This window comes from Polynucleobacter sp. UK-Gri1-W3 (genome assembly GCF_018881595.1).
GTDB lineage: Bacteria > Pseudomonadota > Gammaproteobacteria > Burkholderiales > Burkholderiaceae > Polynucleobacter.
Genome location: NZ_JACVQA010000001.1, coordinates 156,046 through 171,576 on the forward strand (window position 1 = coordinate 156,046; position 15,531 = coordinate 171,576).

The window sequence follows — 15,531 nt, forward strand, 5'->3', positions numbered from 1 at the left end:
ATTTGAGTTTTTTAAACGAGTGACCAGGCGATGGTTTCACCAGCACGAAGTGGCACGATCGTAGTGTCACCCAATGGCAATTGGGCAGGGATACTTTGTGGCTGCTTTACCAAAGTAACTGTTTTGCTATTACGTGGCAATGTATAAAAGTCTGAGCCAAAGAAACTCGCAAAGCCTTCTAACTTATCCAACTTGCCAACACTCTCAAATGCTTCTGCGTACAAACCTAAGGCATTAAAGGCGCTGTAACAACCCGCACAACCACAAGCAGCCTCCTTAGCACCCTTGGCATGCGGCGCACTATCAGTACCCAAAAAGAAGCGAGAGTTACCACTAGTAGCAGCTTCTAATAATGCAACACGATGCTCTTCGCGTTTAAGCACTGGTAAACAATAATTATGAGGACGGATACCGCCAGCAAAAATCGCATTGCGATTCATGAGCAAATGTTGTGGGGTAATCGTAGCTGCAATCGTATTTTTCCCACCTGTCACTGCATCACGTACATAGTGAGCAGCCTGTTTAGTGGTGATGTGCTCAAACACAATCTTGAGCTCAGGTAATTTTTTACGCAACGGCTCTAATACCGCGTCAATAAATACTGCCTCACGATCAAAGATATCAATATCCGCATGCGTGACTTCACCGTGCACAAGCAAGGGCATTCCGACTGCTTGCATTGCCTCTAATGCCGCATGGCAATGTTTGAGGTCACTAACACCAGCATCGCTATTCGTAGTTGCGCCCGCAGGGTATAACTTGAAACCTACAATGCCTGCGGCTTTGGCCTTGTGCACTTCATCAACAGACGTATTGTCGGTGAGATACAAGGTCATCAAAGGAGTAAAGCTAGTTACGCCTAAGGCATTAAGGTTTGCCTGAATACGCTCTTGATAAGCTTTGGCCAGATCCACAGTTGTCACTGGTGGCTTTAGGTTTGGCATGATGATGGCGCGTGCAAATTGGCGCGCGGTGTCTGCCAAAACATCTTTCATCACTTCACCATCGCGTATATGCAAGTGCCAATCGTCTGGTTGAATCAATTGAATTTTAGTAGGGCTATTGGACATATTATTTTTCTAGCAAGATGATGCGGAAATCATTCACGTTAGTAAGTGTAGGGCCAGTTTCCACTAAAGCGCCCAATTCTGCAAAGAAGCCATAACAATCATGTGCCAATAAGAATGGCTCAGGTGTAAGACCTTTGATTTGACCAGCTTCCCGCACTCCAACATCAAACCAGGCTCCCGCATTTTTTTCACTACCATCAATTCCATCGGTATCGGCTGCAAGAGCTGCAATATTGGGCAAATCAGAACTGGCGGCAAATAGGGAAAGTAAATATTCGCTACAGCGGCCACCGCGTCCTTTAATGCCTGCCGGAATCGTGACAGTGCATTCACCACCGGAAATCAGGGCGAGCGGTTTATCCAACCCCTTTGCCATGTAATTACGAACTAAGGCGGCCTGTTCAATGCCAACCTCTCGCGCCTCTCCAGTAATCGTATCGCCCAAGATGATTGGTTCATAACCTTGGGATTGAACATATTGGGCAGATGCCTCTAGGCTCTTATAAGCGGTTGCAATCACATGATTTGCCACTTGAGCATCAACTAAATCAGAATCTTTTAAGGTCTCTGGTTTTTCTCCAGCTAAACCTTGCTTGAGATGATTCAAAACTGACTTCGGAATAGAAGAATCATTTAAATCATACTTCTCTAAAATATTCAGTGCATCTAAATAGGTTGAGTAGTCAGCAGCACATGGACCGCTAGCAATATCAGCAGGGGAATCGCCTGTTACATCAGAAATTAATAGCGCTTCTACTCGTGCACCACGCTCAATCGCAACCCTAGCTAAATTGCCACCCAAAATTGCAGATAGATGCTTACGCACTACATTCATCTCTTCAATTGGTGCACCACTTCGTAAGAGTGCTTCTGTGGTCTTGCGCATGTCATCAATGGAAATGCCTTCTTGCGGCAAGGTAAGAAGACTTGAGCCTCCGCCGGATACCAGGGCAATCAATACGTCACCCTGCTTAAGCCGTTTGGTTAACGCTAAAACCTCTTTAGCCCCATCCATACCAGCCTGATCAGGCACTGGATGCCCTGCTTCAACAATTCTGATATGGCTAGTTGGTGAGTTGTGGCCATAACGCGTGAGGACAACCCCCTCTAATTTCACTTGTGGCCAATGTCCCTTTGCATAAGCTTCTAGTGCGCTAGCCATGGAAGCGCTGGCTTTTCCTGCACCCACCACTAAACATCTCCCGATTGGCTCTTGCCCCTTTGGAAATATCTTTGCCAAGTATTGAGGAACAATAACTTGCGGGTCCGCTACAGCAACTGCAGCAGTAAAAGCATCTTTGAGAATTGTTTCTTTATTGACTGACATAGAGGGTGAAGAAATAATCTAAGTTATCAAGCCATTCTAATCAAGGGCCGCACGTTCTTGCATTTGCCACATCTCGGCATATTTACCCTGATGCGCAAGCAACTCTGCATGGGTTCCTCGCTCAACAATCTGTCCGTGATCCATAACCAATATTTGATCCGCATGAATAATGGTTGATAAACGATGGGCAATGATGAGTGTTGTTCGGTTCTTAGCCAAACCGAGCAGCTCATCCTGAAAAGCACGTTCTGTTTTCGAATCTAACGCTGAGGTAGCCTCATCAAAGATCAACATAGCAGGCTTCTTAAGTAGTGTTCTAGCAATCGCCACGCGCTGCTTCTCACCACCCGAGAGCTTTAAACCCCGCTCTCCCACTTGGGTGTCATACCCATCAGGTAAGCGCTTAATGAAGCTGTCGATTTGGGCTGCCCTGGCAGCCTCCTGGACTTCTTCCATGGTTGCGGAAGGATCACCATAGGCAATGTTGTAGCCAATCGTGTCATTAAACAGGACTGTGTCCTGCGGAACAATACCAATTGCCTTGCGCAGACTAGCCTGTGTCACAGCCTGAATATTTTGTCCATCAATCAGAATTTCTCCCGCTTGAACATCGTAGAAACGGAATAGCAATCTGGCTAAGGTGCTCTTACCTGCGCCACTTTGACCTACTACCGCTGTGATCGTTCCAGCGGGAATATTAAAACTGACATCATGCAGTATTTCACGCTTAGCCTCGTAGTGAAAAGATACATGTTCAAATCGCACATCGGGGCCATGGCCATGATTTTGAACTTGCAGTTGTTTTGCATCCGGGGAGTCAGCAATCTCTTTGTCGGTATTGAGTAAAGAGAACATGCGATCCATATCAGTTAATGACTGCTTAATCTCGCGATAAATCACACCCAAGAAATTGAGCGGTATATAAAGCTGAATCATTAGTGTATTGACTAAGACCAAGTCGCCCAAAGTCATCGTGCCATTGACAACACCTGCGGTTGCTCGCCATAGAATGAGCATCAGACCAGTTGCAATAATGATCTGCTGGCCGAGATTGAGGAAGGCCAAGGTCTTTTGTGACTTCACGGCAGCGGCTTGATAGCGCAGCAAATTTTCATCGTAACGGCTAGCCTCAAAAGCTTCGTTACCAAAATACTTTACTGTCTCAAAATTCAATAGAGAATCGATCGCCTTTTGATTGGCTTTTGAATCCATATCATTCATGGTGCGGCGGTAATGGGTGCGCCACTCTGTAACCACTACCGTGAAAGCAATATAGAGGACTAAAGCAATGAATGTAATTGCGGCAAACCAAATATCGTAGGAATAAGCAAGGTAACCCAACACTAAGCAAAACTCAATAAATGTCGGTAGGATGCTGTACAAGGAATAAGAAATCAGCGACTGAATACCGCGTGTACCGCGCTCGATATCTCGACTCACGCCACCCGTCTGGCGGGCTAGATGAAAACTCAGCGCCAAAGAATGTAAATGCTCAAATACCTGGAGCGCTACTTTGCGAACTGCATTCTGAGTTACCTTAGCAAATAAAGCTTCTCGTAGTTCTGTAAATACAGATGCAGAAATTCTTAATAAACCATAGGCAAGAATAATTCCTAGAGGGACAACCAGAAGAGCCTGGGGGGTGCTAGCCTTAATGTCTAAAGAGTCTATCAACTCCTTCATGACTATTGGAATGCCTAAATTGGCAACCTTGGCGGCAACTAAGCAGCTCAGAGCAATTAATACCCGAAAGCGATACTCTAAAAGATAAGGGAGAAGATCGCGAATAACACGCCAATCACTACGTCCTGGTGTCTTTGAATCTGCGCTGCTGTGATGATGCCCTGATGAATGTCTCATCGCCCTATCTTATTCCTAGTTGACTGTTTGACTTGGCTTAACTCGCAGAAAATAATTTCACAATAGCCTCGCCATTGCTAGGAGAGAAGCATTTTTTAGACGCCTCTTTGTAGGGTAGCCACTCATAAGCTACATGCTCTCTAGGGGCCAATTTAACTATTGTGTCGTCAGGAACCTGTAGAGCAAACCAATGCTCGATATTTGTAGTGACTCCAGGAGGATAACGAAAGCGCCACTCGGGGTAGATTTCATATTCGATCTGGTGGTGCATATTCTGTAATGCACCTGTTGGCAACTGATCAACAGCAATACCTGTTTCCTCAAAAACTTCGCGGGCAGCTGCTAAGGCCAGATTTTCATCCAGAGCATCAAGGCTGCCAGTTACTGATTGCCAAAAGCTCGCACGATCAGCGCGCTCTATTAACAAAACATCCCTATTCGATTTATAGATAACGACTAAAACCGAAATAGGGATTTTCAAGGTGGGTTACTTAAATTGCTTTAAGCGGCTGGTGTAGCTTGACGCAAACGGATATGCAACTCACGCAACTGACGCTCATCGACTGGGCTAGGAGCCTGAGTTAATAAGCATTGCGCGCGTTGTGTTTTAGGGAAGGCAATCACATCACGAATGGATTCTGCACCAGTCATCATGGTTACGATGCGATCGAGACCAAACGCAATACCACCGTGTGGAGGCGCACCATATTGAAGGGCGTCTAATAAGAAACCAAACTTCGCTTGCGCTTCTTCTGCATCAATCTTCAATGCACGGAATACTTGGCTTTGAACTGCTTCTTGGTGAATACGGACAGAGCCACCACCAATTTCGCTACCGTTCAGAACCATGTCATACGCTTTAGCCAAGCACTTACCTGGATCGGATTCCAGATACTTCATATGCTCGTCTTTAGGACTAGTAAACGGATGATGACAAGCAACCCAACGGGCTTCGCCCTCATCGTAGTCAAACATTGGGAAATCAACTACCCACAATGGCTTCCAACCTTCGGTAAAGAGACCATGCGCTTTACCCCAAGCAGACTGACCAATGCGTAAACGTAAATTACCAATCGCATCGTTCACTACTTTTTCTTTATCGGCACCGAAGAAAATGATGTCGCCATCTTTTGCACCAGTACGCTTCAAGATGCCTTCAATTGCTGCATCATGCAAATTCTTAACGATTGGTGACTGCAAACCATTGCGACCCTCAGCAACAGAGTTCACTTTGATCCAAGCTAGACCCTTAGCACCATAGATACTCACAAATTGGGTGTAGTCATCGATTTCGCTACGACTGATTTCAGCGCCGCCAGGAACGCACAAGCCAACCACTCGGCCACCAACTTGGTTGGCAGGGCCCGAGAACACCTTGAAATCAACGTCTTTCATTAAATCCGTTAATTCGGTGAATTCAAAGTTCACACGTAAATCTGGCTTGTCGGAGCCAAAACGCGCCATGCCCTCGGAATAAGGCATGGTTGGGAATGGGTTAGGCAACTCAACATTCATGGTCTTCTTGAAAATATGACGAATCATGTTTTCAAATAAATCACGAATTTCCAACTCACTTAAGAAAGCGGTTTCACAGTCGATCTGAGTAAATTCAGGCTGACGATCAGCACGCAAATCTTCGTCACGGAAGCATTTAGTAATTTGATAGTAACGATCAAAGCCAGCAACCATTAACAACTGTTTAAATAATTGTGGTGACTGTGGCAATGCAAAGAACTGGCCATCATGCACACGGGATGGTACTAAATAATCACGTGCGCCCTCAGGAGTGCTCTTTGTCAGCATTGGTGTTTCGATATCGATAAAACCAGCATCATCTAGATAACGACGGCATTCCATTGCGACGTTGTAACGCAGACGCAAATTCTTTTGCATTTGTGGACGGCGTAAATCCAATACACGATGGGTCAGACGAGTAGTCTCAGATAAATTCTCATCATCAATTTGGAATGGCGGAGTTACAGAAGCATTGAGGATCACTAAGCTATGGCAAAGAATCTCTACTTTTCCGCTGACTAAATCAGCGTTCTCAGTACCAGCAGGGCGGGCACGAACAAGACCTTTGATCTGAATACAGAACTCGCTACGTACTTGCTCAGCAAGGGCAAACATTTCTGGGCGATCGGGATCGCAAACTACTTGTACAAAACCTTCGCGATCGCGCAGGTCAATAAAGATAACGCCTCCGTGGTCGCGACGGCGATTAACCCAGCCGGAGAGTGTGACTTCTTGACCAATCAGTGAATCGGTTACCTGGCCGCAGGTATGGCTTCGCATCGACATAAGAATTTCCTATAAATCAAAAATGGTGTGGCAACTGAGATGCAGTTAGGCCACTAGAACTATTGGGAGGAACAGAGCCCATTGAAACAATATGCTTCAATGCCTCTTCTACACTCATCTCCAACTCAATTGTTTGTGCACGCGGCACAATCATGAAAAAACCAGAGGTAGGGTTTGGGGTAGTTGGCAAGAAAACATTAACGTAGTCTTCGCCTAATTTGGCAGTTACTTCTTTAGCAGGTATCCCGGTTTGAAAAGCAATCACCCAAGAATCGGCATGGGGATAACGAATGAGCAAGGCTTTACTAAAGGCCTGGCCGCTACCAGAAAATAAAGTGGATGACACTTGCTGAACGCTTGAATAAATTGAACGAACAATCGGTATGCGATTAACAAATTTGTCCCAGACCTTTAACCACCACTGTCCAGCGAAATTAATAGCAGTTAATCCGGTGAGCAGGATGACCACAATCACAATCAATATGCCAACACCTGGGAGCTCGCGGAAATGCTGCAAATCTCTAGCGGCATCATCAGGGAGAACCACAATAATGGCGTGCATTACCGAACCAAAAACACCATCGAGCAGACCCAAGCCCCAAGCAATCACCCAAATGGTGATCGACAATGGTGCCCAAACGAGGATGCCAGCAATAAAGTATTTTTTCATGTGTTCTGCCTAACCCGCTATTTTAGCGGGTTAGCAACCAATCAGCGAGAGACTAATAAATGCCTAGGCTGATGATCAAAATTCCAGCCAAAAACCCACCGGCAAAGAGCAAAGCGCCTGCCAAAAGGCGATGTGTGCGTCTTTCTTGCAACAAAAGGGCCTTTAAAACCTCTAATTCGCCTGTTTGGTCTTTTATGGGGGTTCGGGCCTGTGCCAGGCTATCCGCAATCAAACGTGGCAGTGTCGGCAGAATTTTGGCCCAAGTAGGTGCCTCTTCCTTGATGCCATCAATAAGACCACGCCACCCTAACTGCTTGCTTACCCATTTTTCCAGAATCGGCTTCGCTGTTTTCCACAGATCCAGATCAGGATCTAGCTGACGGGCCAGTCCCTCGACATTGAGAAGGGTTTTTTGCAACAAAGTGAGTTGCGGCTGAATTTCCACCTTAAAGCGGCGTGACGTTTGGAATAAACGCATCAGCACGATACCCAAGGAAATTTCCTTTAGCGGGCGATCAAAATACGGCTCGCAAACTGAACGTACCGCGCCCTCTAATTCCTCGACCCGGGTATTGGCTGGAACCCAGCCTGACTCAATATGTAACTCAGCAACGCGACGGTAGTCACGATTAAAAAATGCTAAGAAATTGAGTGCTAAATAATTTTTATCCGACTCACTTAATGCACCAACAATTCCAAAATCTAGTGAAATGAAACGGCCGAATGTTTCAGGCTCCAAGCTAATCATGATGTTGCCGGGATGCATATCCGCATGAAAGAAACCATACTCGAATACTTGAGTAAAGAAGATTTCTACACCATCAGAAGCCAGCTTTTTAAAGTCAACGCCCGCCTCTCTTAACGCTGCAGTTTTACCAATGGAGATGCCATACATTCTCTCCATAACAATCACATTGGTATGACATAAGTCCCAGTACATCTCGGGAATCATTAACTTTTGAGAATCCGCAAATTGTCTGCGTAGCTGGCTCCCATTAGCAGCTTCGCGCATGAGATCCAATTCATCATGCAAGTGTCTATCAAACTCTGCCACATTCTCTCGCGGCTTTAATCGGCGACCATCCTCAGAAATCTTTTCTACGACTTTAGCCAAGTCATACATCAGTGCAATATCACCATCAATCACTGGGAGAATGCCTGGACGTAAGACTTTTATAGCTACTGCGCGACCCTCCCATTCTGGGCGTTTATCTGTGCCACGTAATACGCCAAAGTGGACTTGCGCAACAGATGCGCTTGCTACTGGAGTTGCATCAAAGCTAAGGAAGACTTCTTCGATCGGCTGCCCTAAATCTTTCTCAATTAAGCGACGGGATTCTTCATTAGAGAATGGCGGTACTTGATCTTGTAATTTAGCCAATTCATTGGCAATGTCTTCTGGCAATAAATCACGACGAGTTGAAAGTACTTGGCCAAACTTCACAAAAATAGGACCAAGCGCCTCTAGCGTTAATCGAATGCGGTCGCCTCTAGGCAAATGACGGCCCGGCGAAGCCCAGCACAATATCGTTAAGAAACCTCGACGAATGCCAGGCTTTAAAAGATCGCGCAGAAGTGGCAATAAACCATATCGCCATGCAGTGAAAAATATGAAACAGAGACGGGCAATTCGACGCACGATTTATTTAGCCTTTTGCTCTAAAAGTTGAATGCGCTTTTCCATGCGATCCACAGATTCGCGTAATTCACTTAATTCGGATTTACGAACCATAAAGTCTCGCTTATTTAAAAGTACTTTCTTTTCTTCGCTGACATATTCCACTACATTGTCCAGTAAATCGCTGGCAGCAGATCGAGTGGCAGAGACAAACTTTTTACCCTGTCTTACGGCGAAATTGGCTGGCGCATCGCCCACCAAGCGAGCCAAGTCTTCCTCGTATTCCCAGCGCAACTGTCCTGCTAGGCGACCTAATAATTGGGCTAAGTCTGCATCGCCAGTAATTTTGACAGCTTTAAATGCCTGCTCTCGCAAAGAACCTGAGCTGCCTGCTAGATCACTCAACGCTTTAGCAGAAACCTGCAAGGTGAGCGAAGGTGCCTCGATCTCTTTTAGGCTCGCTAAACAACCATCCGGTTTTATCTCAAAACAAAGATTGCCCAAAGGTAGCTGCAACAAAATGGTTTTGTTTGCGTGCCGAGCCAACTCAGCCGAGGCCCAGGGCTCACTCCCCAAAACGTGATTAATCCCCCGGCAAGCTGCGCCAGAAGCAAACGTATGGGTGGTTGAAAAATGTCTATTCATAAGTGTAAAAAACCCGCACTAGTGCGGGTTTTCCAACGGAAAGTACCTAAAGCTTAAACCAACTGAGAGATGCCCGCTAGTACCCAGCCGCCAGGACCGTCCACAGGCTTACTTAAATTCCAGATTTCAGAGAAATCACTAGCTGGAGCACCCTGTTGCTCGCGGATCATGCCGCTGAACTGAACGCTACAGAGGTAATGACTATCAGCCGTCTCGATACCAATAAGCTGGGCATTAATCGTGACAACATCCGTTTGATTGCTGCCATCGGTGCGACCAGATAAATCCTGCTGAATCGTGGCAAACATATCAGGCGTCGTAAATTCACGCAAGGATGCAAGGTCGCCTTGATCCCAAGCTTTTTGCAAGCTCACAAAATATTGTTTTGCATTCTCCAAAAATGCTTGCTGATCAAATCCTGGGGGTAAGGTTGACTGAAATACCTCAGGCTCAGCACTCACACCACCGAATGCATTTGCAGCAGGTGCAAAAGCAGGTTCCTGTCTTGGAGAGTCTACGTTACTGCGTTGCATACCTTGTGGTGGTACGTTGGCATTCTGACCAGCAACAGACATTGCTGGCAATAATCTGCGAATCACAAACATGATGACAAAGCCTGCCAACATTGCAATAAGTAAACCAGTAATGAGAGAAGATGCCGCCTCACCCATTCCGAAATGAGATAAGAGATAACCAATTCCCAAACCAGCAGCTAGGCCGCCTAAAATGCCGCCCATGCCGCCAAAACGACTAGGTGCAGGTGTTTGAGGAGTCGGGGCTGGAGCAGTCGGCTGTGCTTGCTGAACTGGCTTTTGGACAGGAGCAGCTTGACGTTGCATTGGCGCACTTGGAGCTCGACCAAGGCTTCTTCCGCCGCCCAAGCGAGCAGCATCCACCTGTCCAACCATTCCAATGATCAAAGTAAAACTTAAGAGAACCGCTTTAAAAAAATGTTTATTCATTTTTATCTTTACCCCTTCTTTTGACTGCTGTACTTCTTTAGTTTTTAAGACCTTAAAAACTATCTAATTATCAGTATTTAATACCAATATGTAGGGCAACGATACCCCCAGTCATCCTGTGGGTTTCTACTTCATCAAATCCTACTCCCAACATCATTTCCTTAAGAGTTTCTGCATCGGGATGCATCCGAATGGATTCTGCTAAGTAACGGTAGCTTTCTGAATCTTGCGCAATTTTCTCGCCCAGCCAAGGTAAAACCTTAAATGAATAAGTGTCATATACCGGCTGTAAAAAAGCATCTGGCTTAGAAAATTCCAAGACTAAGACACGGCCACCCGGCTTAATTACGCGGCACATTTCACCCAAAGCAACATCTTTGTGCGTCATATTGCGCAAACCAAATGCAACCGTCACCACATCAAAATGATTATTGGGGAAAGGTATTTTTTCAGCATCAAACTGAACACAAGGCAATGCCATGCCGCGATCTAACAAACGATCACGCCCAACCCCCAACATAGAGGCATTGATGTCGCTCAACCAAACTTGAGCATCAGGATTGCGGCCCCAGTCAGCAGCTTTTGCAAAAGCTGCTGCTAGATCACCAGTACCGCCAGCAATATCCAATACCTTTTGGCCAGGGCGCACATTTGCGCGCGCAATCGTAATTTTTTTCCAAACTCGATGCAAACCAAATGACATCAGGTCATTCATCACATCGTATTTGCTGGCTACCGAATGAAATACCTCAGCAACCTTGCCAGCCTTCTCCGACTCGTCAACACTTTTGTACCCGAAGTGCGTTTTACTCATTAATGACTTCCACAAGAATGGCCTGATGCACCACCAGGCTGACCCATTGGCGCATCACGATCTAGACCGGCAGCGACCAATTTATCTAAATGCTCTTTCCATAATTGCTCCTGGTTCTCACACAGAAACAATAAGTAATCCCAGGTAAACAAGCCAGAATCGTGTCCATCAGAAAAGCTAGGCTTGAGGGCGTAGTGTCCTACTGGCTCTAGGTTGGCGATTAAAACATCGCGCTTGCCAGTTTGCAATGTTTCCTGCCCTGGACCGTGACCTTGGACTTCAGCAGAGGGTGATAAAACTCTTAACAATTCAAAAGGTAAGCGATAAATATTGCCGCCCTCATAGGAAAGCTCTAGAACCTTAGACTGTTGATGCACAACAACATTACTCGGAATCATTAAACGAGAACCCTCTCAATACCACCCTGGTTTGCTTTGGTTACATAGTCTTGCATCCAATCCTTACCCAGTATTTTTTGAGCCATCTCCACAACAATGTAATCGGCTGTTGTATCGCTATCGGCATCAAAGCGCGTGAGACCTTGTAAGCATGATGGGCAGCTGGTTAACACTTTGACATCACCAGTGAAATCGTCTTTGCGCAAATCATTAGCGCCTTTTTCCATCTCAATCTGTTTGCGAAAGCGCACTTGAGTAGAAATATCGGGGCGAGTAACAGCCAAAGTACCAGACTCACCACAGCAACGATCATTCTTCTGAATGGCCTTGCCATCCTCTAGCTGAATGAGTTCATTAACCGTCTTCAAGGGATCTTGCAACTTCATTGGGGAGTGGCAAGGATCGTGATACATGTACTTCACACCCGTTACCCCGGAGAGCTTCACGCCCTTCTCTGCCAAGAACTCATGGATATCAATAATGCGGCAGCCAGGAAAGATCTGTTCAAACTGATATCCAGCTAATTGGTCATAACAAGTTCCGCACGAAACAACGACGGTCTTGATATCTAAATAATTCAGGGTATTGGCAACACGATGGAATAACACGCGGTTATCCGTAATCATCTTATCCGCTTTATCAAAATCACCATTGCCACGTTGGGGGTAACCACAACAAAGGTACCCAGGTGGCAGAACAGTTTGTACGCCCACATTCCACAACATGGCTTGCGTAGCTAAACCAACTTGCGAGAACAAACGCTCAGACCCACAGCCCGGGAAATAAAACACCGCCTCTGTGTCTGCAGAAGTCGTCTTAGGATCACGAATAATGGGAACATAGTTCGCATCTTCAATATCCAACAAAGCACGCGCCGTTTTCTTAGGAAGATTGCCAGGCATCTTCTTATTTACAAAGAAAATGACCTGCTCTTTGACGCTTGGTTTACCTACTGTTGCAGGTGGATGAGCAGTTTGTTGCTTTGCAAACTTACGCAATACATCGTTACCCAAGCGTTGCAACTTGTAGCCCCAGCCAATCATGGTCTTGCGAGCAAGATTAATACTTTCTGGGCTAGTTGCGTTTAAGAAGAACATAGATGCAGCAGTACCAGGATTAAAGCGTTGCTGTCCCATCTTGCGCAAAAGGTTGCGCATGTTCATGGTCACATCACCAAAGTCAATCTTGACTGGGCAAGGCGTCAAACACTTATGACATACCGTGCAGTGTGCAGCAACGTCATCAAACATTTCCCAATGACGAATCGAAACACCGCGGCGAGTTTGCTCTTCATACAAGAAGGCTTCGATCAACAAAGAAGTTGCTAGGATTTTGTCGCGTGGGCTGTAGAGCAGGTTTGCACGTGGTACGTGGGTTGCGCAAACAGGCTTACATTTACCGCAACGCAAACAATCTTTCACGCTATCGGCAATCGCTCCAATATCGCTTTGTTGCATGATGATTGACTCATGACCCATCAAGCCAAAGCTTGGTGTGTAAGCCATGCTGAGATCAGCATGAGGCATCAACTTGCCTTTATTGAATCGACCCTCTGGATCAACGCGATTTTTATAGCTACGGAAGTCTTTAAGTTCGGCTTCAGTCAAATACTCTAATTTTGTAATGCCAATTCCGTGCTCACCAGAAATGACACCATCTAAAGAGCGTGCCAATTTCATGATGCGATCTACCGAACAATGCGCATCTTGCAGCATCTCGTAGTCATCGGAGTTCACCGGAATATTAGTGTGAACGTTGCCATCTCCAGCGTGCATATGCAAAGCTACAAATACGCGCTTACGCAAAATATTTTTGTGGATTGCTTCCAACTCAGCCAAAATCGGCTCAAATGCAAGACCACCAAAAATGATTCGCAGCTCTGAACGCACTTCTTCTTTCCAAGAGGCACGCAAGCTGTAGTCCTGCAAGCGTGGGAAATAAGAGTCCATCTCAGTAAGCCACTCTGCCCAACGCCCACGCACCTTGGCAATAAGCTCTAAGGCCTGCTGAACCCGATCACCCAAGATTTCTGCTGTAGGAATTTCATATTCAGCATCACTCTTACCTAGTGGTAGTGCGCTCTTTTTCAAGAAAGCTTCAAGGCCATCAAGTACTTGCAGCTTATTTTTGAGTGAAAGCTCAATATTGATGCGTTCGATACCATCGGTGTACTCGCCCATACGGGGCAAAGGAATCACGACGTCTTCGTTAATCTTAAAAGCATTGGTATGGCGGGCAATCGCAGCTGTACGAGCACGATCTAGCCAGAACTTTTTGCGAGCCTCAGCACTAACGGCCACAAAACCCTCACCAACGCGTAAGTTCGCCATACGCACTACTTCGCTAGTAGCGGCTGCGACAGCCTCTTCGTTGTCACCGGCAATATCACCAATCAATACCATCTTCGGCATGCTATTACGCTTTGATTTGGTGGAGTAGCCAACCGCTTTTAAATAGCGATCATCTAAATGCTCAAGACCAGCCAGAATTGGCCCGCCTTGCTTACTCAAACCATCTAAATACGCTTTGATCTCGACAATACTTGGGATAGCTTCTCGTGCTTGACCAAAAAACTCCAAGCAAACAGTGCGCATGAATTTCGGCATGCGATGCAATACCCAAGTTGCGCTAGTGATCAAACCATCGCAACCTTCTTTTTGCACACCAGGTAAACCTGATAAAAATTTATCAGTAACGTCTTTACCTAAACCCTCTTTGCGGAAGCGTCGACCTTCAACTTCTAATAATTCTTTTTTGAGAATGCGCTCACCTGGTTCACTATTTCCATCAGACCAAGTCAACTGAAAGCGTACGGTTCCCACATCATGGATCTTGCCCATATTATGTTCAACACGCTCAACATCCAACCAATTGCCTTCAGGGTCAACCATGCGCCAGCTAGCAAGATTGTCTAGGGCGGTTCCCCAAAGAACAGCCTTCTTACCACCAGCATTCATGGCAATGTTTCCGCCAATACAACTTGCATCGGCAGAAGTAGGATCGACCGCAAACACAAGACCAGCAAGCTCTGCAGCATCCGCTACTCGACGTGTAACAACGCCAGCACCCGTAAAGATTGTTGGTACCTCACCATCAAGCCCTGGTAACTTCTTAGCTTTGACGCTGCCAATATCTTGCAACTTCTCAGTGTTAATCACTGCGGACATTGCATAGAGTGGAATAGCACCACCGGTATAACCAGTGCCGCCTCCACGAGGAATAATGGTCAAACCTAATTCAACACAAGCCTTCACTAGGCCTGGAATTTCAGATTCGTAATCGGGTTTCAGCACAACGAGTGGAAATTCAACGCGCCAGTCAGTTGCATCAGTAACATGCGCAGCGCGAGAAACACCATCAAAACAAATATTGTCTGAAGCAGTGTGGCGACCCAATTCCTTGCGAGCACGCTTACGTATGACTTCGACTTCTTTAAATCCGTTTTCGAAATTTTCAATTGCGCGATAGGCAGCACTTAATAGGATATCTACTTGATCTGCAGAATCCCCACCATTGCGCTTCTTCACTTCGCCCAAGCGATGCCATAGAGCATCGGTTAATTGTTTGCGACGGGTTGGGCTGTCGAGCAAGTCATCTTGCAAGAAAGGGTTGCGCTGAACTACCCAAATATCACCGAGAATTTCAAACAACATGCGCGCAGAACGACCTGTGCGACGAACGCCACGCAAGTTATTGAGAACGCGCCAGGACTCCTCGCCCAATAAGCGAATAACAATCTCTCGATCAGAAAAGGAGGTGTAGTTGTAGGGAATTTCGCGAAGACGGGGAGAACCCGCCTCAGCATCCAACAACTGGTTTAAAGCCAATGGTGCGTTCATAGCGACATATTTGATAAATAAGCATTT

Annotated in this window: 12 protein-coding genes; all 12 read right to left on the reverse strand. The window is 46.1% G+C overall.

Annotated features, from left to right (window positions below):
- Positions 1-11 precede the first annotated feature (11 nt).
- The 12 genes from pyrC to ICN36_RS00835 all read right to left on the reverse strand — a co-directional run bounded on the left by pyrC (position 12) and on the right by ICN36_RS00835 (position 15,504).
- Entirely contained in the window at positions 12-1,070 is a 1,059-nt protein-coding gene (pyrC, locus tag ICN36_RS00780) for a dihydroorotase (protein WP_216226557.1), read from the reverse strand.
- A 1-nt stretch (position 1,071) separates the two neighbouring features.
- On the reverse strand, positions 1,072-2,397 hold the full coding sequence (locus ICN36_RS00785) for a glycerate kinase (RefSeq protein ID WP_216226558.1): 1,326 nt from the start codon (positions 2,395-2,397) through the stop codon (positions 1,072-1,074).
- Positions 2,398-2,433: 36 nt separating this feature from the next.
- Positions 2,434-4,257, reverse strand: coding sequence for an ABC transporter ATP-binding protein/permease (locus ICN36_RS00790; RefSeq protein ID WP_216226559.1), 1,824 nt, complete (start codon positions 4,255-4,257; stop codon positions 2,434-2,436).
- Positions 4,258-4,294: 37 nt separating this feature from the next.
- On the reverse strand, positions 4,295-4,738 hold the full coding sequence (gene nudB, locus ICN36_RS00795) for a dihydroneopterin triphosphate diphosphatase (protein WP_216226561.1): 444 nt from the start codon (positions 4,736-4,738) through the stop codon (positions 4,295-4,297).
- A 20-nt stretch (positions 4,739-4,758) separates the two neighbouring features.
- Positions 4,759-6,558: an aspartate--tRNA ligase gene (aspS, locus tag ICN36_RS00800; RefSeq protein ID WP_216226563.1), complete on the reverse strand. Its 1,800-nt coding sequence runs from the start codon at positions 6,556-6,558 to the stop codon at positions 4,759-4,761.
- A 16-nt stretch (positions 6,559-6,574) separates the two neighbouring features.
- Positions 6,575-7,228, reverse strand: coding sequence for a DUF502 domain-containing protein (locus ICN36_RS00805; RefSeq protein ID WP_216226564.1), 654 nt, complete (start codon positions 7,226-7,228; stop codon positions 6,575-6,577).
- A 52-nt stretch (positions 7,229-7,280) separates the two neighbouring features.
- Positions 7,281-8,867: a ubiquinone biosynthesis regulatory protein kinase UbiB gene (gene ubiB, locus ICN36_RS00810; protein ID WP_216226567.1), complete on the reverse strand. Its 1,587-nt coding sequence runs from the start codon at positions 8,865-8,867 to the stop codon at positions 7,281-7,283.
- A gap of 3 nt (positions 8,868-8,870) precedes the next feature.
- Positions 8,871-9,491 carry an SCP2 domain-containing protein gene (locus tag ICN36_RS00815; RefSeq protein WP_216226569.1) on the reverse strand — a complete coding sequence of 207 codons (621 nt, stop codon included), beginning with the start codon at positions 9,489-9,491 and terminating at the stop codon, positions 8,871-8,873.
- 53 nt (positions 9,492-9,544) lie between these two features.
- On the reverse strand, positions 9,545-10,453 hold the full coding sequence (locus tag ICN36_RS00820) for a Tim44 domain-containing protein (RefSeq protein WP_216226570.1): 909 nt from the start codon (positions 10,451-10,453) through the stop codon (positions 9,545-9,547).
- Positions 10,454-10,523: 70 nt separating this feature from the next.
- A complete protein-coding gene (gene ubiE, locus ICN36_RS00825; RefSeq protein WP_216226571.1) occupies positions 10,524-11,267 on the reverse strand; it encodes a bifunctional demethylmenaquinone methyltransferase/2-methoxy-6-polyprenyl-1,4-benzoquinol methylase UbiE in 744 nt (247 codons plus the stop codon).
- Complete coding sequence (locus tag ICN36_RS00830) at positions 11,267-11,665, reverse strand: gamma-butyrobetaine hydroxylase-like domain-containing protein (RefSeq protein WP_216226572.1); 399 nt, start codon at positions 11,663-11,665, stop codon at positions 11,267-11,269. Before ICN36_RS00830 ends, ubiE begins: the two co-directional genes overlap by 1 nt.
- The gene (locus ICN36_RS00835) at positions 11,665-15,504 is read right to left on the reverse strand and encodes an FAD/FMN-binding oxidoreductase (protein WP_216226574.1); all 3,840 of its coding nucleotides are present in this window, start codon (positions 15,502-15,504) and stop codon (positions 11,665-11,667) included. Before ICN36_RS00835 ends, ICN36_RS00830 begins: the two co-directional genes overlap by 1 nt.
- Between the last annotated feature and the right edge of the window lie 27 nt (positions 15,505-15,531).

Excerpts from the sequence above, each read along its gene's own strand:
- ubiE (WP_216226571.1), bottom strand. The coding sequence starts at position 11,267 with ATGAGTAAAACGCACTTCGGGTACAAAAGTGTTGACGAGTCGGAGAAG.
- ICN36_RS00785 (WP_216226558.1), bottom strand. The coding sequence starts at position 2,397 with ATGTCAGTCAATAAAGAAACAATTCTCAAAGATGCTTTTACTGCTGCA.
- ICN36_RS00830 (WP_216226572.1), bottom strand. The coding sequence starts at position 11,665 with ATGATTCCGAGTAATGTTGTTGTGCATCAACAGTCTAAGGTTCTAGAG.
- ICN36_RS00820 (WP_216226570.1), bottom strand. The coding sequence starts at position 10,453 with ATGAATAAACATTTTTTTAAAGCGGTTCTCTTAAGTTTTACTTTGATC.
- ICN36_RS00835 (WP_216226574.1), bottom strand. The coding sequence starts at position 15,504 with ATGAACGCACCATTGGCTTTAAACCAGTTGTTGGATGCTGAGGCGGGT.
- aspS (WP_216226563.1), bottom strand. The coding sequence starts at position 6,558 with ATGTCGATGCGAAGCCATACCTGCGGCCAGGTAACCGATTCACTGATT.
- pyrC (WP_216226557.1), bottom strand. The coding sequence starts at position 1,070 with ATGTCCAATAGCCCTACTAAAATTCAATTGATTCAACCAGACGATTGG.
- ICN36_RS00815 (WP_216226569.1), bottom strand. The coding sequence starts at position 9,491 with ATGAATAGACATTTTTCAACCACCCATACGTTTGCTTCTGGCGCAGCT.
- ICN36_RS00790 (WP_216226559.1), bottom strand. The coding sequence starts at position 4,257 with ATGAGACATTCATCAGGGCATCATCACAGCAGCGCAGATTCAAAGACA.
- ICN36_RS00805 (WP_216226564.1), bottom strand. The coding sequence starts at position 7,228 with ATGAAAAAATACTTTATTGCTGGCATCCTCGTTTGGGCACCATTGTCG.